We start from the raw sequence: 20,047 nt of genomic DNA on the forward strand, positions 1-20,047 counted from the left end.
TTCAGCGTCCCGCGGCGTAGCCCTGCATGCCGCGCGGATTGGCGGCGGCGCGCCGGCGCACACCGACGCGCGAGGCTGCGGTGAGGCGGCCTTCGGACCAGTCGGGACCGACCTCGACGATATGCCCGCGCTCGCGCAGGTTCTCGATCGTTGCCTTCGGCACCCGGTTCTCGACCACGAGCACGCCGGGGCGCGAGGTGCGCGGCCAGAACGAGATCGGGAAATGCTCGGAGTGCCAGGCCGGCGCGTCGATCGCCTCCTGGAGATTGAGGTTGCAATGGACGTGGCGCAGGAAGAATTGCGTAATCCACTGATCCTGCTGGTCGCCGCCCGGCGAGCCCCAGGCGAGGTACGGCTCGCCGTCGCGCAGCGCCATGGTCGGCGACAGCGTGGTGCGCGGCCGCTTGCCCGGTGCGAGCGAGCCGGGATGGTTTTCCTCCAGCCAGAACATCTGGGCGCGGCTGCCGAGGCAGAAGCCGAGTTCCGGAATGATCGGCGAGGATTGCAGCCAGCCGCCAGACGGCGTCGAGGACACCATGTTGCCGGCCTTGTCGATGATGTCGAAATGCACGGTGTCGCCCCGCACCTCGCCGAACCGTCCGACCGTCGGCTCGCCGGCGCCGAGTGCGCCGACCGCTTCGCGCTGTCCTTCGGCACGGCGCAGCTTGACCACGCCGCCGAAGCCTTCGACGGTGCCGGGTACGAAATCGAGCGAGGCCTTGTCGGTGACGAGCTTGCGGCGCTCGTTGTTGTAGGCGTCCGACAGCAGCGTCGCGATCGGGATTTCGCTGAACTTGGGATCGCCATAGAACTTCTCGCGGTCCGCGAAGGCGAGTTTTGCGCATTCGATCTGGAGATGGATGAACTCCGGCCCGGTCGGATCGAGTCCGTCGAGCGCAAAGCCTTTCAACAGCGCGAGCTGCTGCAGCGTCACCGGACCCTGGCTCCAGACGCCGGCCTTGCAGACGGTGTAGCGGCCATAATCGTAGGTGAGGGGCGCCTCGATCGTGGGCTGCCAGCGTGCCATGTCGTCGGCGGAGAGCACGCCGCGATGCGGCGAACCGCTAACGTCCATCACCTCCTGCGTCCGGCAGAACTTGTCGATGGCTTCGGCGACGAAGCCGTGCGACCAGGCTTTTCGCGCACGCTCGATCTCGGCGTCGCGGCCACCGCCGCCGCTTTCGGCCTCGTTGAGCATGCGGGTATAGGTCGCCGCAAGCGTCTTGTTGGTGAAGAGCGTGCCGGGCTTCGGCACCTCGCCATTCGGCAGGTAGACAGCGGCCGAGGTCGGCCAGTGCTTGCGGAACAATTGCTCGACGGTCTGGATCGTGGCGCAGGCGCGCTCGACCAGGGGATAACCGTCGCGGGCATAGGAGATCGCGGGCTCCAGCACGTCGCGGACGCGCATCGTGCCGTAGTCGCGGAGCAACATCATCCAGGATTCGAAGGTGCCTGGGACGCAGGCCGCAAGCAGGCCGGTGCCGGGCACCATGTCGAGGCCCTCGCTCTTGTAATGTGCGATCGTGGCGCGCGCCGGTGCCGGGCCCTGGCCGCAGATCACCTCGGTGCGGCCGCGCTTCACGTCATGGACGATGACAGGTACGTCGCCGCCGGGGCCGTTCAGATGCGGCTCGACGACCTGAAGCGTGAAGGCGGTGGCGACACCAGCGTCGAAGGCATTGCCGCCCTTTTCCAGAACAGCCATGCCGACGGCGGTCGCGATCCAGTGCGTGGTGGCGACGACACCGAACGTGCCCTCGATCTCGGGGCGCGTCGTGAAGGGATCGGGATTGACGATGCTGGCCATGGGCTACCTCATTTACGGCGCGCGCAATTGATCACAGGCGATGCCTGGCGGCCAATGCGCAGGCCGCATGGCACGCGCGCGTCATGCCGGGACCGGCGCGGTGTTAACCGCATGGCAGGCGACGCCGTCGATCAGGCTCGGTGCCTCCTTGCGGCAGAGGTCGAACGCCAGCGGGCAGCGCGGATTGAAGGCACAGCCGGGAGGCGGATTGATCGGGTTCGGGATCTCGCCCTTCACCGGAATGCGCTGGCGACCGGACATCGCAAGATCAGGCACGGCGCCCAGCAGCATCTTGGTGTAGGGCATGCGCGGACTGGCGAACAACTCCTTGCCTTCCGCGATCTCGACGATGCGGCCGAGATACATCACGCCGACGCGGCTCGCCATGTGGCGGACCACGGCGAGGTTATGGCTGATGAACAAATAGGTCAGGCCGAACTTGTCCTGGAGGTCGCGCATCAGGTTCAGGATTTGCGCCTGCACTGAGACGTCGAGCGCCGAGGTCGGCTCGTCGCAGACGATGAATTCGGCGTCGGAGGCGAGCGCCCGCGCGATTGCGATACGCTGGCGTTGGCCGCCGGAGAATTCGTGCGGGAATTTCAGGCGATCGTCGGGATGCAGGCCAACGAGGTTGAGCAGCTCGCCGACGCGCGCCTGGATATCGCGTTCGCCCTGGATCAGGTCGAAGGCGCGGATCGGCTCGGAGATGATGGCGTCGACGCGGAAATGCGGGTTCAGGCTCGCATAGGGATCCTGAAAAATCATCTGGATGCGGCGGCGCAGCTTTCGGCGTGCCTGCCCTTGCCGCGGATCGGTCATCGAGACGCCGTCGATCAGGACGTTGCCAGCACTTGGCGGCAACAGGCCGACCACCATCCGCGCCACCGTGGTCTTGCCCGAGCCGGACTCACCGACCAGCGCAAAGGTCTCGCCCTTCCTGATGTCGAAGGTGACGTGATCGACGGCCTTGAGATATTCGAGATGCCCGCCTTCCAGCAAGCGGTTGAGCCAGGGCTTTGAGACGTCGAAGACGCGGCGGAGATTTGTCGCCTGGACGAACGGGGCGCTCATGCCGCGGTCTCCGTGGGCACGCTGTCATAGAGATGGCAGGCAACCGACTGCGTGCCACGCGACAGCGGCTCGGGCCGGTCGACGCGGCAGCGATCGAACGCGGAAGCGCAGCGCGGGTTGAACGAGCAGCCGCGCGGGATCGCCGAGAGGCGCGGCATGGAGCCTGGAATCTGCACCAGGCGCTTGTCGTCGCCGGCAAGCGTCGGGATCGCGCCCATCAGGCCCTTGGCGTAGGGATGCAACGGGTTCCTCACGACGTCCTGCACCGGGCCGATCTCCGCGACGCGGCCGGCATACATCACCGCGACGCGGTCCGAGGTCTCGGCGATCACGCCCATGTCGTGCGTCACCAGCATCACGGCGGTGCCGTGGTCGCGGCCGAGACGCTTGATCAGCGAAATGATCTGCGCCTGCACGGAGACATCGAGCGCGGTGGTCGGCTCGTCCGCGATGATCAGCTCCGGCTCGGCGCAGATCGCCAGCGCAATCACCACGCGCTGCCGCATGCCGCCGGAGAATTCATGAGGGTAGCCGTCGATACGTTTTTCGGGCGCGGGAATGCCGACCTCGGCAAGCAAGTCGATGGCGCGGCGGCGGGCAGCAGTCTCGGAGAGATTCAGATGCGTCCGGATCGTCTCCACGATCTGGTCGCCGATCTTGTACAGCGGATTGAGCGAGGTGAGGGGATCCTGGAAGATCATGCCGATGCGTTTACCGCGGACGCGGCGCATCTCCTCCGGCGGCAGATTGTCGATGCGTAGGCCGGAGAGCAGTATCTCTCCGCCGGAGATGCGGCCGGGCGGATCGATCAGGCCGATCACCGAGAGCCCGGTGACGGATTTGCCCGCGCCGGATTCGCCGACCACGCCGAGCACTTCGCCCTTGGCGATGTCGAAGGAGACGCCGTCGATCGCGCGCAGCGTGCCGCGGCGGGAGGCGAACTCGACCTGAAGATTACGGACGGAGAGAACGGGTTCGGTCATGAACGCTGCATACTCATCGGAGTTTCGGGTTGAGTGCGTCGCGCAGCCAGTCGCCGAGCAGGTTGATCGACAGGATCAGGGCCGCGAGCGCGATTCCGGGGAATGCGACGATCCACCATTCGCCGGCGAACAGATAGCCGTTGCCGATGCGGATCAGCGTGCCGAGCGACGGCATGGTCTCGGGCATCCCCGAGCCGAGGAACGACAGCGTCGCCTCGGTGATAATGGCGAGCGCGAGGTTGATGGTGGCGATCACGAGGATCGGCCCCATTGTGTTCGGCAGCACGTGGCGCAGCATGATCACGGGGGCGGGCAGGCCGATCAATTGCGCGGCTGCGACATAATCCTTGTTCTTCTCGACCAGCACCGAGCCGCGCACCGTGCGCGCGTATTGCACCCAAAAACTCAGGCCGATCGCGAAGACCAGGACCGCCAGCATGCTCATCTCGTCGAGCTTGTTGCCAAAGACCGATTTGGCGATGCCGTTGATCAAGAGCGCGATCAGGATGGCCGGAAAGGAAAGCTGCACGTCGGCGATGCGCATGATCAGTCCGTCGACGGCGCCGCCGAAATAGCCGGCTGTCAGCCCGAGCATGATGCCGAGCGCGCCGGACAAGACGACGCCGAGCACGCCGACGAGCAGCGAGATGCGCAGGCCGTAAAGGATCGCTGACAGCACGTCGCGGCCCTGCTCGTCGGTGCCGAGCAGGAACGGGCTCTGGCCGTCGGCGGTCCAGAGCGGCGAGATGCGCGAATTCATCAGCTGGAGCTGCGCCGGGTCGAACGGATTTTGCACCGACAACACCGAAGCGAAGATCGCGATCAGAAAGAACAGCAGCGTTACACCGGCTGCGATCATGGTGATCCTGGAGCGGCGGAACGAATAGAACAGGTCGCTGTCGAGCGAACGCCTGAACCAGCCAGGTGGGGCAGCGCGCTTCTCGGTGCTGTGTGGAACGACGGCCTCGCTCATGTCAGTGCGCCCGGCTGACCGTCGAGCGCAGCCGCGGATCGACGATGGTGTAGAGGATATCAACCACGAGATTGATGGTGACGAAGATTAGGGACACCATCATCAGATAGGCCGCCATGATCGGGATATCGACGTTCTGAACGGCCTGCACGAACAGGAGCCCCATGCCCGGCCATTGGAACACGGTCTCGGTGATAATTGCGAATGCAATGACCGAGCCAAATTGCAGGCCGGCGACGGTGATGACGGGAACCAGCGTGTTGCGCAGCGCGTGGCCGAAATGGATCGCCCGCGTAGTGAGCCCACGGGCGCGGGCGAAGCGGATGTAGTCGGTCCGCATGACCTCGAGCATCTCGGCGCGGACGAGCCGCATGATCAGCGTCATCTGGAACAGGCCGAGGGTGATCGAGGGCATGATCAACGCTTTCAACCCTGACCAAGTCAGGAGCCCGGTCGTCCACCAGCCGATATGCACGACATCGCCCCGCCCGAACGAGGGCAGCCAGCCGAGCGTCACCGAGAACAGGTAGATCATGAGGATGCCGATCAGGAAGGTCGGCAGCGAGATGCCGATCAGCGAGACGGCCTGGAATACATGCGCGAGCAAGCTGTCACGGCGAAGTGCCGAATAGACCCCCATCAGGATGCCACTGACCATTGCGAAGATGGTGGCGCAGATCGCGAGCTCCAGTGTCGCGGGCATCCGCTCCATCAGCAGGTTGGAGACCGGCAGGCGGAACTGGTACGACACCCCGAACTTGAACTGCGCGGCGTTGCCGACATAGCGGCCGAACTGCACGATCACGGGATCGTCGAGGCCGAGCGATTTGCGGATCGCGGCGCGTTCGGCGCCCGACGTATCCATCCCGACCATCTGGTTTACCGGATCGCCGGCGAAGCGGAACATCGAGAACGAGATGATTCCGACGGCGATCATGACACCGATGGCCTGGATGGCTCGGCGCAGTGTGAAAGCGAGCATCTGTTCCTTTCACATCTCTTCAGCAGCACGCATCATCGCGTTAGCCCGAAAAAGCAAGTCCCGGAAGCCTTGGCTTCCGGGACTTCACAACTTGTCGACACCTACTCGTCCTGCTTGGTCGCCCAGTAGAGCATGACCATGTTGTCCGCACGTTGGGTCAGCTTCACCTTCTTCGACACGCCCCAGGCGAGCGCCTGCTGGTGCAGCGGGACATAGGCCCAGTCCTTCATCGAGACCTCGAAAGCCTGCTTGATCAGCTGATCGCGCTTGGCCGTATCGGATTCCACCAGAACCTTGTCGGCGAGCTCGTCGAACTGCTTGTTGCAATAGCCGGCGAGATTGGCTTCACCGCGGTTGGGGTCCTTGGGGTCGTCCCGGCAGCCCATGATGTCGTGCAGCACGTTCTGGGAGTCGAGCGTATCCGGGGTCCAGCCCAGCATGAACAGCGAGGTCTTGTAGCCACCGGGCTTCAGCACCTTGGCGAAATACTGGGCCTTGGGTTGCGCCAGCAGCTCCACCTTGATGCCGATCCGGGCGAGCATGCCGACGACGGCCTGACAGATCGCGGCGTCATTGACGTAGCGATCGTTCGGGCAGTCCATCGTCACCTCGAAACCATCAGCATAGCCGGCGTCTGCCAGAAGCTTCTTGGCGGCGTCGGGATCGAACTTCGGCCGGGTGAAGTCCTTCGAGGCAAAGATCTCTGGTGCGACCATCAATGCGGACGGCGTGGACAGTCCGCGCATGACGCGATTCTTGATCAGGTCGACGTCGATCGCCCGGTAGACGGCTTCGCGGACGCGAACGTCCTTGAACGGGTTCTTGCCCTTGATGTTGGAATACAGCAGCTCGTCGCGTGCCTGATCCATGCCAACGAAGATGGTGCGGAGCTCGGGTCCCGTCAGCACCGTGGCGTTGGGGCTTGCCTTGACGCGCTCGATGTCCTGGACAGGAACCGGCTCGATCACGTCGACCTCGCCTGATAACAGCGCCGCGACACGCGTGGCCGGGTTTGCTATCGGCGTGAAGATGATCTCCTTGAGATTATGTTCCGGCTTGCGCCACCAGTTCGGATTGGCCTTGAAGACGGTCTTCACGCCCGGTTGATGGCTCTCGATCGTGAAGGGGCCGGTGCCGTTTTCATGGAGCGAGGCATAGCTCGGGGTCGTTGCGGCTGCCGGCGTCGGTGCCACCGCATCGTTCGCCTCTGCCCATTTCTTGTCCATGATGTACCAGGTCGCCCACAGCGCCGTCAGGATGGGATTGGGCGAGGTCAGGATGAAATCGACGGTGTAATCGTCGATCTTGACGGCCTTGGCGTCGGCGGGAACGCGGCTCTGGAAATTCGAGCCTTTCGCCCGTACGCGCTCGGCCGAGAACACGACGTCATCCGCGGTGAAGGGGTCGCCGTTGTGGAATTTCACGCCCTTGCGCAGGTGAAAGCGCCAGCGTGTCGGTTCCGGCGTCTCCCAGCTTTCGGCGAGCGCCGGGATGATCTTCAGGTCCTTGCCGCGCGCGACCAAGCCCTCATAGACATGACCGAGATGCGCACTGGTGGTCGACTCGTTCAGCGTGTAGGGGTCGAGCGACTTCAGCTCACCCTGGTTGGCGTAGCGCAGCGTCTGGCTCAGCGCCGGCGAGACCGCCAACGCAAGCGCACCGGCGAGCGTCGCCGCAAACAGACTTCGTCCGACTGACATTCTTGACCCTCTCCACTCGCCCGCACCGTGATTTTTGATTGTTCGGCGGGGCTGATCGATCCATGTTGCCCAGAGTTCTCGACCCGTGCAAGCGCCATTCCAGCAAGGAACGCGCCAAGTTGCACCGCTGTGCAGCAATGCTGACCAACAATTTAGGGGTGAGAGGCATATGGGCGACATTGGACTTTCGGCCAGCCCGGTCCCGAGAATGAGGGCGGAAACGGCCCCGCCGGCGTCCATTCGCGCCGACAATTTGATTGACCATACCCGCCGATTGGGGAGGCCCGTGCCCGGCCTCACGTCTCAGGTCGCTTGCGTCGCACACCATGTCGCGGCGATACTGTGTGACGCCGCTCGAATCTCATCCGGAGGGGACATGAAAGTTAATATCGAAATCGACTGCACCCCCCTCGAGGCCCGCCAGTTCATCGGGTTGCCCGACGTGTCGCCGATGCAGACCGCGGTGATGGACAAGCTGCAGCAGCAGGTCCTGAGCAACATCGACAAGGTCTCGCCGGAATCGCTGATCCAGAGCTGGTTCACCTTCGATCCCAAGATCGCCGAACGGTTTCAGGACATGTTCGTGACCATGGCCGGTCTCGGCAGCCCGCGCAGCGGCGACAAGAAGAAATAATGCCGACCGCGCGCGACGGGGCGCCAGGCTCGGGCCGGCTTCGTCCGCCGGCCCTTGGCCTGCTGCTCGCGGAGGCGCGCAGCCTGTTCGAATTCAACGCCAGCGTCCTGCTGTCGCCGCTGCTGATGCGCGCGCCCAGGGGAGACGGCCATCCGGTGCTGGCGCTTCCGGGCTTTCTCGCCAGTGATCTCTCGATGGCACCGATGCGGCGCTATCTCGGCGCACTCGGCTATGAGGCGCATGCTTGGCGGATGGGCCGCAATCTCGGCGGACTGGCGCGGATGCGGGAAGCCATGCACACCCGCCTCAGCGAAATCCACGCTGCAAGCGGACGCAAGGTCAGCCTGGTCGGATGGAGCCTCGGTGGTGTCTATGCCAGGGATCTCGCGCTCCAGGCGCCCGACATGGTCCGCTCCGTCATCACGCTCGGCAGCCCGTTTGCCAATGATGTGCGGGCCACCAACGCGACAGCGCTCTATGAGGCGTTGTCCGGCGAGCGGGTCGAGGATTTCGCGGAAGCGCGCGCAGCGATCGCCGGCGATCTTCCGGTGCCGGCGACGTCGATCTATTCGCGCACAGACGGCGTCGTGAATTGGCGGACTTGCCTGCTTCACCCCTCCGACCGGGCCGAGAATATCGAGGTGCATTTCGCAAGCCATATCGGGCTCGGGGTGAACCCGGCTGCCTTGTGGGCGGTGGCGGATCGCCTGGCGCAACCGGAGGGGGAGTTCTGGCCATTTGACCGGTCCGGTCCGTTTGCCATTGCATATGCCCCGCCGGAGCGGGCAGTATCGGCCTGACGAGAAGCGCTACCTAAGGCGCCCGTCAAATTCTACGGGAGGGAACTATGGCTGACGGTAAGAAGCTGTCGTCGCTAGATGCGTCATTTCTTTATCTGGAAACGCCGGAAATGCCGATGCATGTCGGCAGCATGGCGATCTTTCGCCTGCCTGAGGATTACAAGGGCGACTTCTTCGAAGACTTCAAGGCGATGATCGTCTCGCGGTTGCACATCGCGCCGATCCTCAAGGCGCGCCTGGAGAAGGCGCCGCTCGACATCGATCATCCGACCTGGGTCGAGGACGACCAGTTCGACATCGACCGCCACATCTTCCGCGCCAGCCTGCCGGCGCCACGCGACCGCGCCACGCTCGAGCGCATCGTCGGCTGGATGCATGCAAAGCTCCTGAACCGCGCTCGCCCGCTCTGGGAGTTCTACGTGTTCGAGGGCATGAAGGACAACGAGGTCGGGCTCTATTCCAAGATGCACCATGCCGCCATCGACGGCGGTGCCGGTGCCGCCCTGACCAACATGATCTACGACATCTCGCCGATCCCGCGAAAGGTCGAGCCGCCGACGGGCGGATCAAGGCCGGGACAGGAGCCGCGCGATATCGCGGCGAACCTGCTCGATTCCTATCAGCAGCTCTTCACCCAGCCGCTCGATGCCTCGGCGGCCGCGAAGAACCTGCAACTGCCGCGCACCGGCAAGAGCGACATCGGCTCGATCCTGTTCGACAATGCGATGTACCAGATCGAGAGCGCTGTGCGCTTCGCCGGCAATATCCCGACCATGGTCAAGAGCGTCTCCGAGGTGCTCGGCAAAATTTCCGATCCGAAGTCGCGCGAAAGCCTCGCCAGCATGGTGTCGCCTCCGACCATGCTCAACAAGTCGATTTCGTCGGAGCGCAGCTTTGCCGGCGTGTCGATCTCGTTGTCGCGCTCCAAGGCGCTGGCCAAGCAGGCCGGTGGCAAGCTCAACGACGTGGTGCTGGCGCTCGCCTCCGGCGTGGTCCGCCGCTATCTCCAGCAATACGGCACATTGCCGGCGAAATCGCTGACCGCCGCCGTGCCGATCTCGCTGCGTGAGGAGGGCAACACCGAGGCCAACAACCAGGTGTTCGGCATGATCTGCTCGATCGCGACCAATATCGAGGATCCCAAGGCGCGGTTAGAGGCCATCATCGCGCAGTCGGCCAAGTCCAAGGAGATGTCGCATCCGTTGCGGGCCTTGATGCCGCAGGTCTCCAACATCTCGATGCTGGGCGCGCCGATCATCGTGCAGATCATGGCGCTGCTGTACAGCCGCTCCGACCTCTCGGACGTGCTGCCGCCGGCGGCCAACATCACGGTGTCCAACGTGCCGGGCCCGCGGCAGACGCTCTACGCCGCCGGTGCCGAACTGCTGCACATCTTCCCGGTATCGATCTCGACACATGGGCAGGCGCTGAACATCACCGTGCAGAGCTACCGCGACCAACTCGATTTCGGCTTCATCGTCGGCGCCAACATCATTCCGCATGTGCAGGTGATGTGCGACATGCTGCCGGAGGAGTTTGCCGCGCTCGAAGCGGCCTATACGCCACCCGCGGCCGACATCAAGGGCGCGGCGGAATAGGAAGTTTGTCAGGATTTTTGCAATGATCGAAATGCCGCCGCTCAAGTTCGTGCAGACGAACGGAATCCGGATGGGCTATTACGAGGCGGGCCCAGTCACCGACAAGCCGCCGGTGGTGCTGTGCCATGGCTGGCCCGAACTCGCCTTCTCCTGGCGCCACCAGATCAAGGCGCTGAGCGAGGCCGGCATCCGCGTGATCGCCCCGGACCAGCGCGGCTATGGCGCGACCGATCGGCCCGAGCCGGTCGAGGCCTATGACATGGAGCATTTGACTGGCGATCTCGTCGGGCTGCTGGATCATCTGAACATCGACAAGGCGATCTTCGTCGGTCACGACTGGGGCGGCTTCGTCGTCTGGCAAATGCCGTTGCGCCATCCCGCGCGTGTTGCCGGCGTTGTCGGTGTCAACACACCGCATTGGGACCGCGCGCCGATGGATCCGATCGCACTGTTCCGCCAGCGCTTCGGCGACCAGATGTACATCGTCCAGTTTCAGGATCCCGCGCGCGAGCCGGACCGGATTTTCGGCAGCCGCGTCGAGCAGGCCTTTGACGCCTTCATGCGCAAGCCGGTCGCCCGGCCTGCCGGTACGCCTCAGGAGGAGCCGATCGCCGGCGTCGGCGCATCACCCCGCATCAACCTCGCGTTCCCGCAGATGATCGCGAATTACGACGCCAGGCACGATCCGCGCACGCCGATCCTGTCGGCTGACGAGAAGAAGGTGTTCGTCGACACATTCACGAAGACCGGCTTCACCGGTGGCATCAACTGGTATCGCAACTTCACCCGCAATTGGGAGCGGTCGCAGGGGCTCGATCACCACATCAGCGTGCCGTCGCTGATGATCATGGCCGAGAACGACGCGGTGCTGCCGCCGTCGGCGGCCGACGGCATGGAGAAGCTGGTGGCGGATATCGAGAAGTATCTCGTGAAAGACAGCGGCCATTGGACGCAGCAGGAGAAGCCGGAAGAGGTCAGCGCCAAGCTGATCGAATGGCGTAGAAGGCGGTTTGGCTGACCACGCAGTCGTCCGTGTGAATGGCGACTATCAGGGGGATACGCACGTCAATGTCATCCAAGAACCGTCTGGACCCGATTCCGCAGCCGCCGACCAAGCCGGTGGTCGGCAACATGCTGTCGCTGGATTCGGCAGCACCGGTGCAGAACCTGACGCGGCTTGCCAAGGAGCTCGGGCCGATCTTCTGGCTCGACATGATGGGCTCGCCGATCGTCGTCGTCTCCGGCCACGATCTCGTTGACGAGCTTTCCGACGAGAAACGCTTCGACAAGGCCGTGCGCGGCGCGTTGCGGCGTGTGCGCGCGGTCGGCGGCGACGGTCTGTTCACGGCGGATACCAAGGAGCCGAACTGGAGCAAGGCGCACAACATCCTGCTGCAGCCGTTCGGCAACCGCGCCATGCAGTCCTACCACCCGAGCATGGTCGATATCGCCGAGCAGCTCGTTCACAAATGGGAGCGGCTCAATGCCGACGAGGAGATCGACGTCGTTCACGACATGACGGCGCTGACGCTCGACACGATCGGCCTCTGCGGCTTCGACTACCGCTTCAACTCGTTCTACCGGCGCGATTACCATCCCTTCGTCGAGTCGCTGGTGCGCTCGCTCGAAACCATCATGATGACCCGCGGCCTGCCGTTCGAGCAGCTCTGGATGCAGAAGCGGCGGAAGACGATGGGTGAAGACGTCGATTTCATGAACAAGATGGTCGACGAGATCATTGCCGAGCGGCGCAAGGGCGCGGAAGGCATCGACGACAAGAAGGACATGCTGGCCGCGATGATGACCGGCGTCGATCGATCGACCGGTGAGCAGCTCGATGACGTCAACATCCGCTACCAGATCAACACATTCCTGATCGCGGGGCACGAGACCACCAGCGGCCTGCTCTCCTACACGCTTTATGCGCTCCTGAAGCACCCGGACCTTCTCAAGAAGACGTATGACGAGGTCGATCGCGTCTTCGGTCCTGACGTCAATGCGAAGCCAACCTATCAGCAGGTGACGCAGCTCACCTACATCACGCAGATCCTGAAGGAGGCGCTGCGGCTGTGGCCGCCGGCGCCGGCCTATGGCATCTCGCCGCTCAAGGACGAGACCATCGGCGGCGGCAAGTACAAGCTCAGGAAGGGCACCTTCACCACGATCCTGGTGACCGCGCTGCATCGCGACCCCAGCGTCTGGGGCCCCAATCCCGATGCGTTCGATCCAGAGAATTTCAGCAAGGAAGCCGAAGCCAAACGTCCGGTCAATGCGTGGAAGCCGTTCGGTAACGGCCAGCGCGCGTGTATCGGCCGCGGCTTCGCCATGCACGAGGCTGCACTCGCGCTCGGCATGATCCTCCAGCGCTTCCGGCTGATCGACCATCAGCGTTATCAGATGCACTTGAAGGAAACGCTGACGATGAAGCCGGAAGGCTTCAAGATCAAAGTGCGGCCACGTGCGGATCGCGAGCGCGGTGCTTATGGCGGTCCGATCGCGGCGGCGGCTTCGGCACCGATGGCACCGCGTCAGCCGACGGCGCGGCTCGGCCACAACACGCCGATGCTGGTGCTCTACGGCTCCAATCTCGGCACGGCCGAGGAGCTTGCGACGCGCATGGCCGATCTTGCGGAGATCAACGGCTTTGCCGTGCATCTCGGGCCGCTCGACGACTACGTCGGCAAGCTGCCGCAAGAGGGCGGCGTGCTGATCATCTGCGCCTCCTACAATGGGGCGCCGCCTGACAATGCGACGCAGTTTGTCAAATGGCTCGGCGACGACTTGCCGAAAGACGCCTTCGCCAATGTCCGCTACGCCGTGTTCGGCTGTGGCAACAGCGACTGGGCGGCGACCTATCAATCGGTGCCGCGCTTCATCGACGAGCAATTGTCGACGCATGGCGCACGTGCGGTCTATCCGCGCGGCGAGGGCGATGCGCGCAGCGATCTAGATGGCCAATTCCAGAAGTGGTTCCCGGCCGCCGCCCAGGTCGCGACCAAGGAATTCGGCATCGACTGGAATTTTACGCGCACCGCGGAGGACGATCCGCTCTACGCGATCGAGCCGGTCGCGGTGACCGCGGTCAACACCATCGTTGCCCAGGGTGGCGCTGTGGCGATGAAGATGCTGGTCAATGACGAGCTCCAGAACAAGTCTGGCGCCAATCCGTCGGAGCGCTCGACGCGTCATATCGAGGTGCAGCTTCCGTCCAATGTCTCTTATCGGGTCGGCGACCATTTGAGCGTCGTTCCGCGAAACGATCCGACGTTGGTGGATTCGGTTGCCCGCCGGTTCGGTTTCCTGCCGGCCGACCAGATCAGGCTTAAGGTCACAGAGGGCCGTCGCGCGCAATTGCCGGTCGGCGATGCCGTGTCGGTCGGCCGGCTGCTCAGCGAGTTCGTCGAACTGCAGCAGGTGGCGACGCGGAAGCAGATCCAGATCATGGCTGAGCACACCCGCTGCCCCGTCACCAAGCCGAAGCTGCTGGCTTATGTTGGCGAGGAGCCTGAGCCGCTCGAGCGTTATCGCAGCGAGATTTTGGCCAGGCGTAAATCCGTGTTCGACCTGCTGCTGGAGTATCCGGCCTGCGAATTGCCATTCCACGTCTATCTGGAAATGCTCTCGCTGCTGGCACCGCGCTATTACTCGATCTCGTCCTCGCCGTCGGTCGATCCGGCGCGTTGCGGTGTCACGGTCGGCGTGGTCGAAGGGCCGGCCGCTTCTGGGCGCGGCACTTACAAAGGCATCTGCTCGAACTATCTCGCCAACCGCCGCACAGGTGACACGGTTTACGCGACGGTGCGCGAGACCAAAGCCGGCTTCCGGCTGCCGGATGATCCATCCGTGCCGATCATCATGATCGGCCCGGGCACGGGACTGGCGCCGTTCCGCGGCTTCCTTCAGGAACGCGCCGCGCGCAAGGCCAAGGGTGCTGCCCTTGGGCCGGCGATGCTGTTCTTCGGCTGCCGACATCCCGACCAGGATTTTCTCTACGCGGATGAGCTGAAGGGGCTGGCAGCGAGCGGCATCACCGAGCTCTTCACCGCGTTCTCGCGCGCGGACGGACCGAAGACCTATGTGCAGCACGTGCTTGCCGCGCAGAAGGACAAGGTCTGGCCGCAAATCGAGCAGGGCGCGATCATCTATGTCTGCGGCGACGGCAGCAAGATGGAGCCGGACGTGAAGGCGGCGCTGGTTGCGATCCATCGCGAGAAGAGCGGCGGCGACGCGGCTGCCAGTGCGCGCTGGATCGAGGAGATGGGCGCGAAGAACCGCTATGTGCTGGACGTTTGGGCCGGAGGGTGACCGCCAGCCCAATCGTGTTAAACGTCAGGCATGATTCCTTGGGAAAAGATCGACACCGCCAAAATCCCCGGCTCCGACGAGGAGCTCCGCCTGATGCGGCGGGGCAAGGAGTTTTCGATCAAGCTCGGCACCAACGAGCTAATGAACAACCGCCTGTCGGGCTCCGAAGCCGCGCTTGCGACGCTTGCGGCGAAGAGAATCGAGACGGTAGCAAAGCCCGTCGTCCTCATCGGCGGCCTCGGCATGGGATTTACCTTGCGTGCGGCGCTCACCGTGCTCGGAGCTAAGGCGAGGATCGTGGTCTCCGAGCTCGTGCCGGCGGTCGTTGCCTGGGCGCGAGGTCCGATGGCGGAGGTCTTCGGTGACAGTCTCGATGATGCGAGGGTGAGCATCCGGCAGACCGACGTCGGCGAAATCATCCGGGCGAAGAGCTCGGCCTTCGACGCCATTCTCCTCGACGTCGACAACGGGCCGGAAGGGCTGACAAGAAAGGGCAACGACGCGCTCTACAGCGCGAGCGGGCTGAGAGCGGCGAAGACGGCGCTGCGGCCGGGTGGGGTGCTCGCCGTCTGGTCGTCGGGACCCAACCCCGCCTTCACCAAGCGTCTCGGCTGCGCCGGTTTCGACGTCAACGAGGTCAACGTGCGCGCCACCGGCAGGGGCGGCGGCGCGCGCCACGTGATCTGGATCGCGAAGAAGAGCTAGAACATCGTGTTGTTGTTCGCCGGATTCTCCGGGATCGACTGCACCACGTCCCAGTGCTCGACGATCTTGCCGTTCTCGAGCTTGAAGATGTCGACAATTGCGTTGCCTTTGGTGCCGGGTTCGCGGACCGCGTGAACGTGGAGAATGACGTAGTCGCCATCCACGAAAGAACTCTTGATCTCGCTGTGCGAGTTCGGGAACTTTTCACGCAGGAAGCCGATGAACTTTCGGAAGCCTTCCGGACCATCGGCAGCGTTCGGATTGTGTTGGGTGTAGCGGTCGCCGACATAGGCGAGGGCCGCGTCGACGTCCTTCTGATTGAGACCTTTCTCGTAGAACGCCAGCACCGCTTTGCGATTGGCTTCCTCTTGCGTGCTGCCGGCCATCGCGGCGCCGCCGGCGAAGGACAGCATGAGAATTGAAGCGGCGACCATTGCGGCCGACCGGACGATGAGATGCATGTGAGCTCCGAGAGGCCGCAGCCCCTGTCTTGCGATTGAGGGAGGCCTGTATAGCCGTCGCGCCGGCACTCGTTAAGAGAGTAACCGGCACCTCACATGGTCACCGCAAGGAGACCGAGGGCGTCGGTCTACGCCGCTTTCGCCGCCGCGCCGTGCGCGTGCTTGTCGATGGCGTCGATGATCTGCGGCCAGAACCGTGCCGGCAGCGCGTGGCCCATGCCTTCGATCATCAGCAGCTTTGCACCGGGGACCGAGGCCGCTGTGTCCTTGCCGCCCTCGGGACGGACCAGCGGATCGACCGTGCCGTGAATCACGAGCGTCGGCGTCTTGACGCCATGCAATCGCTCCTTGCGGCTGCCGGAGGCGAGCACGGCGCGGAGCTGCCGGCCGACGCCCGCCGGATTGAGCCCGCGCGCAAACGTGCGTTCGGCCCGGCCGGGATCGAGTGCTTCTTCCTCCGGAAAGGAACCGGCGCGCAAGACCTTCCAGGTCTCGCCGAAACGCGCGATGTATTCCTCCTTGCTGCGTGGGGGCGGCGCCATCAGCATCGCGGAGGCCTCACGTGTGGGCGGCGGCACGCGTGGATTGCCGGTGGTCGACATGATCGAGGTCAGCGAGCGCACGCGCTGCGGAAACGACAGCGTCACCTCCTGCGCGATCATGCCGCCCATGGAGGCGCCGACCAGATGCGCCGACTTGATGCCGAGCGCATCCATCAGGCCAACCGTATCTTTCGCCATGTCGATCAGCTTGTAGGTTGCGGCCACGGGAATCCTGAGGAAGCGAAGCTTGAGCAGCTCGAGCGGCGTCAGCCGCTTGCCGCCGGCGAGATGGCTCGACTTGCCGATGTCGCGATTGTCGAAACGGATCACGCGAAAGCCTCGCGCAGCGAGCTGCTCGCAGAACCCATCGTCCCAATGGATCATCTGCGCCCCGAGCCCCATGATCAGCAGCAGCGGCTCGGCATTGTCATTGCCGAAAATCTCGTAGCAGATGTCGATGCCGTTGGCGCGGAGGGTCTGGGGCGGCTGATGGGCGTTCACAGGCGTATTCCCTTAACTTTGACCAATTTGGCTTTTGATCAATGCTGTATCGCACGGTTTCCCGCGGCAAAGAAGCCGTGTGCGCGGCACCCGCCGCTTGCCGGTTGACCGGCACCCCGCAACGGTGTGGTATGGCGGGAAAAGAAGGGCACAAGCCCTCCACATTGGGAGGACGCTGATGACCGACAAGATCACCGATCCAGTCGCCTTGTGGCAGAAGATGGTCGGCGACATGGAGAAGGGGTTCAACTCCTTCGCCACCAAGGCGATGGAGACGCCTGAATTCTCGCAAGCCATGAATCGCGCCGGCGGCGCTGCTGCGGGTGCTCAGAAGCAGTTCGGCGATCTCATGGAGAAGTACCTGCTCTCCATGAACCTGCCGAGCCGCGAGCAGATGACCGGCATCGCCGAACGGCTGCAAGCCATCGAAGGCCAGATTGGCGAGATCAAGTCGATGCTGAGCCAGATGTCGGCCAATTCGGGCGATGCGCAGATCGGCGTCGCGCCGCGGCCGCCGCGCACAAAACGCCCGCCCTCCGAAGGCGGAGAGCAAAAATGAACGGGCCGACTGGACTTGATTTCGCGGCGATCCCGGACCGCATCCAGTCCGAGGTGCAGCGCGCCATTCAGCGCAGCATCAAGGGCGTCGAATATTTCTCGAGCTCCGGTCCCACACTCGGGTCGACGCCGAAGGATGTGCTGCACTCACGCGGCACGATGAGCCTCTACCACTATCGGCCTATGTCGGACGAGATCTACCGCGTGCCGGTGCTGGTCGTGATGGCAACCACCAACCGCGGCTACATCCTCGATCTCGTGCCCGGTCAGAGCTTTATCGAGTTCCTGCTCAAGCGCGGCTACGACGTCTACATGCTCGACTGGAGCGCGCCGCGGCCGGAGGAGAAGAGCCTGCGGATGGAGGACTATGTCCTCGACTTCATCCCGGATTGCGTCCGCCGCGTGCAGGCCGATTCCGGCGAGCAGGACGTCTCCGTCATCGGCTATTGCTTCGGCGGCGTGTTGTCGCTGCTCTACGGCTCGATCTTCCCGGACGGACCGATGAAGAATCTGATCTGCTTCACCACGCCGATCGACTTCCGCGAGATGAAGCTGTTCTCGAATTTCTCCGATCGTCGCTATTTCGATGTCGACCGTCTCGTCGACAGCGTCGGCAATGTGCCGCCCGAGATGATCCTGTCGTCGTTCGAGATGCTGCGCCCGGCCTCGCGCACGGTGAGCCAGATCCAGCTCTGGGAGAACATCTGGAACGACGAGTTCGTCAAGTCGTACCGGATGTTCGACCGCTGGGCGACCGACACGCTGCCGCTGGCGGGCGAGTATTTCCGCACCATCACCAAGGACTTGATGTGGGACAACAAGCTCTACAACGACACCATGTCGGTCGGCGGGCGGCCAGCGAAGCTCGAGAACATCAAGGTGCCGATGCTGCACGCGGTCGCCGAGCACGATCACATCGTGCCGTATGAGGCCGCAAAGCATCTGATCGCGAAGATCGGATCTGACGACAAGGAAGAGGTGATGCTGAAAGGCGGTCACGTCTCCCTCGTCGCCGGCGCCAACGCGGTGAAGCGGTTGTGGCCGAAACTGGATTCCTGGCTGGGGACAAGATCGACATGAGTGAGCAGCGTTCCTATCCGCGTCACGTCAAGACCGAGGCCGGCGATATCGAAATCCGCCTGATGTCGCCTGCAGACGAAGCCGCAGTGCTGGCCTTCGGCAAGGGCTTGCCGACCCATGACTTGCTGTTCCTGCCGCGTAACATCAGCGAGCCGAAGGTGCTGTCCGCCTGGGTCAAGGAGATCGAGCGCGGTGCCATTCAGAGCCTGCTCGCGGTGAAGGACGGCAAGGTCGTCGGCTGCGGCACGCTGGTGCGCGACCCTCACTCCTGGTCGCCCCATGTCGGCGAGATCCGCATGGTGGTGTCGCACGACGTGCGCGGGAAGGGGGTGGGGAAGGCGCTGTCGCAGGAGACCTTTGCGCTCGCGCTCGGAGCGGGGCTGGAAAAGCTCTCCGTCCAGATGACAGTCGACCAGCAGGCCGCGATCGCGCTGTTCGAGAGCCTCGGCTTCAAGGCCGAGGCGCTGCTGCGCGACCACGTCCGGGATGTCGGCGGCAAGACCCACGACATCGTCGTGCTCGGCCACAACATCGCGCAGGTCCAGGCCCAGATGGAGGCCTACGGGCTGCCAGGCGCCGTCGAGCACTAGGAGCGCCGTCCAGCACTGAGACGCCATTCGGCAACCAAAAACTGGAAATCAACCCCATGCACAGTAGGCGGCGGGCCAGGAAAGGCAGCAGATTGCCTGCTCTTTCGGCTGTTCACGGTTTCGTGATATCGCAGTGCAATACGAATGTTGCATCGCACCATTAACTATGCGATATAAGCCGTGCCCCGGGCCAAACGGACGGGGTGAGCCCATAGCTCAACCAATGAGGATGGAGAGACCCCAATGACCACCGAAACCAACACCGCTTTCGAAGGCTTCAAGGACGCGTTCAAGAACATCCAGAACCTGGAAGTTCCCGAGGCGGCCCGCGAGTTCGTCAAGAAGTCCGCCAACACCGCCAAGGACCGTGCTGCCGAGGCCTTCGCTGGCTCCGAGCGCGTGACCGCCGCCGTCGAGAACGCGGTGACCGAATCCGTCGCTGAGGCCGGCAAGATCAGCCGCAACATCCAGCAGGCGATCTATGAGGACGCCGAGGCGTTCTTCTCGGGCATCGACAAGCTCGCGTCCGCCAAGTCGTTCAGCGAAGCCGTCGAGATCCAGTCGGGCCTGCTCCGCGCCCGCGGCGAAACCTTCGTCTCGCGTGCCAAGGCGACCACCGACTATCTCGGCAAGCTCGCCGCGAACGGTGCGAAGTCCGCTCAGGACAACTTTGCCAAGGTCTACACCAAGACCGCCTGATTTGGCGCCCTGAGTCCAAACTGAAATTTGAGGCCCGCTTCGGCGGGCCTTTTGTTTT

At 63.8% G+C, this 20,047-nt stretch carries 18 protein-coding genes; 10 read left to right on the forward strand and 8 right to left on the reverse strand.

Annotated elements, in window-relative coordinates; all coding sequences use genetic code 11:
* Position 1 precedes the first annotated feature (1 nt).
* From FXB40_RS22405 to FXB40_RS22430, 6 genes are all read right to left on the reverse strand, one after another.
* A complete protein-coding gene (locus FXB40_RS22405) occupies positions 2-1,807 on the reverse strand; it encodes a gamma-glutamyltransferase family protein (protein ID WP_148774373.1) in 1,806 nt (601 codons plus the stop codon).
* 81 nt (positions 1,808-1,888) lie between these two features.
* Positions 1,889-2,878, reverse strand: coding sequence for an ABC transporter ATP-binding protein (locus FXB40_RS22410; protein WP_148774374.1), 990 nt, complete (start codon positions 2,876-2,878; stop codon positions 1,889-1,891).
* Positions 2,875-3,861 carry an ABC transporter ATP-binding protein gene (locus FXB40_RS22415; RefSeq protein ID WP_148774375.1) on the reverse strand — a complete coding sequence of 329 codons (987 nt, stop codon included), beginning with the start codon at positions 3,859-3,861 and terminating at the stop codon, positions 2,875-2,877. Before FXB40_RS22415 ends, FXB40_RS22410 begins: the two co-directional genes overlap by 4 nt.
* Positions 3,862-3,874: 13 nt before the next feature.
* Positions 3,875-4,834, reverse strand: coding sequence for an ABC transporter permease (locus FXB40_RS22420; RefSeq protein ID WP_148774376.1), 960 nt, complete (start codon positions 4,832-4,834; stop codon positions 3,875-3,877).
* A gap of 1 nt (position 4,835) precedes the next feature.
* On the reverse strand, positions 4,836-5,816 hold the full coding sequence (locus FXB40_RS22425; protein WP_148774377.1) for an ABC transporter permease: 981 nt from the start codon (positions 5,814-5,816) through the stop codon (positions 4,836-4,838).
* A 101-nt stretch (positions 5,817-5,917) separates the two neighbouring features.
* Complete coding sequence (locus tag FXB40_RS22430; protein ID WP_148774378.1) at positions 5,918-7,516, reverse strand: ABC transporter substrate-binding protein; 1,599 nt, start codon at positions 7,514-7,516, stop codon at positions 5,918-5,920.
* Between the two features lie 376 nt (positions 7,517-7,892).
* Here FXB40_RS22430 and FXB40_RS22435 point away from each other — a divergent pair, with 376 nt between their 5' ends.
* Genes FXB40_RS22435 through FXB40_RS22460 form a run of 6 tightly spaced genes read left to right on the forward strand, consistent with a single transcriptional unit; the run spans position 7,893 to position 15,558 of the window.
* On the forward strand, positions 7,893-8,150 hold the full coding sequence (locus FXB40_RS22435) for a DUF6489 family protein (RefSeq protein ID WP_148774379.1): 258 nt from the start codon (positions 7,893-7,895) through the stop codon (positions 8,148-8,150).
* Positions 8,150-8,950 carry an esterase/lipase family protein gene (locus tag FXB40_RS22440; RefSeq protein WP_148774380.1) on the forward strand — a complete coding sequence of 267 codons (801 nt, stop codon included), beginning with the start codon at positions 8,150-8,152 and terminating at the stop codon, positions 8,948-8,950. The genes FXB40_RS22435 and FXB40_RS22440 overlap by 1 nt, the downstream gene beginning before the upstream one ends.
* Before the next feature lie 47 nt (positions 8,951-8,997).
* The gene (locus tag FXB40_RS22445; protein WP_148774381.1) at positions 8,998-10,548 is read left to right on the forward strand and encodes a WS/DGAT/MGAT family O-acyltransferase; all 1,551 of its coding nucleotides are present in this window, start codon (positions 8,998-9,000) and stop codon (positions 10,546-10,548) included.
* A 22-nt stretch (positions 10,549-10,570) separates the two neighbouring features.
* Positions 10,571-11,566, forward strand: a complete 996-nt coding sequence (locus FXB40_RS22450) for an alpha/beta fold hydrolase (protein WP_187437070.1) — start codon at positions 10,571-10,573, stop codon at positions 11,564-11,566.
* A gap of 50 nt (positions 11,567-11,616) precedes the next feature.
* Positions 11,617-14,853 (forward strand): bifunctional cytochrome P450/NADPH--P450 reductase, encoded by a 3,237-nt coding sequence (locus tag FXB40_RS22455; protein ID WP_148774382.1) that lies wholly within the window; start codon positions 11,617-11,619, stop codon positions 14,851-14,853.
* A 30-nt stretch (positions 14,854-14,883) separates the two neighbouring features.
* Positions 14,884-15,558, forward strand: coding sequence for a spermidine synthase (locus FXB40_RS22460; RefSeq protein ID WP_148774383.1), 675 nt, complete (start codon positions 14,884-14,886; stop codon positions 15,556-15,558).
* Here FXB40_RS22460 and FXB40_RS22465 read toward each other — a convergent pair.
* Together FXB40_RS22465 and FXB40_RS22470 are read right to left on the reverse strand one after the other, a co-directional pair.
* Positions 15,555-16,019, reverse strand: a complete 465-nt coding sequence (locus FXB40_RS22465) for a nuclear transport factor 2 family protein (protein ID WP_148774384.1) — start codon at positions 16,017-16,019, stop codon at positions 15,555-15,557. The two genes, FXB40_RS22460 and FXB40_RS22465, sit on opposite strands and share 4 nt — an antisense overlap.
* Before the next feature lie 128 nt (positions 16,020-16,147).
* Positions 16,148-17,062 carry an alpha/beta fold hydrolase gene (locus FXB40_RS22470; protein ID WP_148774385.1) on the reverse strand — a complete coding sequence of 305 codons (915 nt, stop codon included), beginning with the start codon at positions 17,060-17,062 and terminating at the stop codon, positions 16,148-16,150.
* A gap of 178 nt (positions 17,063-17,240) precedes the next feature.
* Here FXB40_RS22470 and FXB40_RS22475 point away from each other — a divergent pair, with 178 nt between their 5' ends.
* From FXB40_RS22475 to FXB40_RS22490, 4 genes are all read left to right on the forward strand, one after another.
* Complete coding sequence (locus tag FXB40_RS22475) at positions 17,241-17,621, forward strand: hypothetical protein (protein WP_148774386.1); 381 nt, start codon at positions 17,241-17,243, stop codon at positions 17,619-17,621.
* On the forward strand, positions 17,618-18,700 hold the full coding sequence (locus FXB40_RS22480) for an alpha/beta fold hydrolase (protein ID WP_148774387.1): 1,083 nt from the start codon (positions 17,618-17,620) through the stop codon (positions 18,698-18,700). The genes FXB40_RS22475 and FXB40_RS22480 overlap by 4 nt, the downstream gene beginning before the upstream one ends.
* Entirely contained in the window at positions 18,697-19,290 is a 594-nt protein-coding gene (locus tag FXB40_RS22485; protein ID WP_187437071.1) for a GNAT family N-acetyltransferase, read from the forward strand. Before FXB40_RS22480 ends, FXB40_RS22485 begins: the two co-directional genes overlap by 4 nt.
* Before the next feature lie 243 nt (positions 19,291-19,533).
* Entirely contained in the window at positions 19,534-19,989 is a 456-nt protein-coding gene (locus tag FXB40_RS22490; RefSeq protein WP_148774389.1) for a phasin, read from the forward strand.
* Positions 19,990-20,047: the final 58 nt, after the last annotated feature.

Origin of the sequence: Bradyrhizobium rifense (assembly GCF_008123425.1) — a bacterium.
GTDB classification, from domain to species: Bacteria; Pseudomonadota; Alphaproteobacteria; order Rhizobiales; family Xanthobacteraceae; genus Bradyrhizobium; species Bradyrhizobium rifense.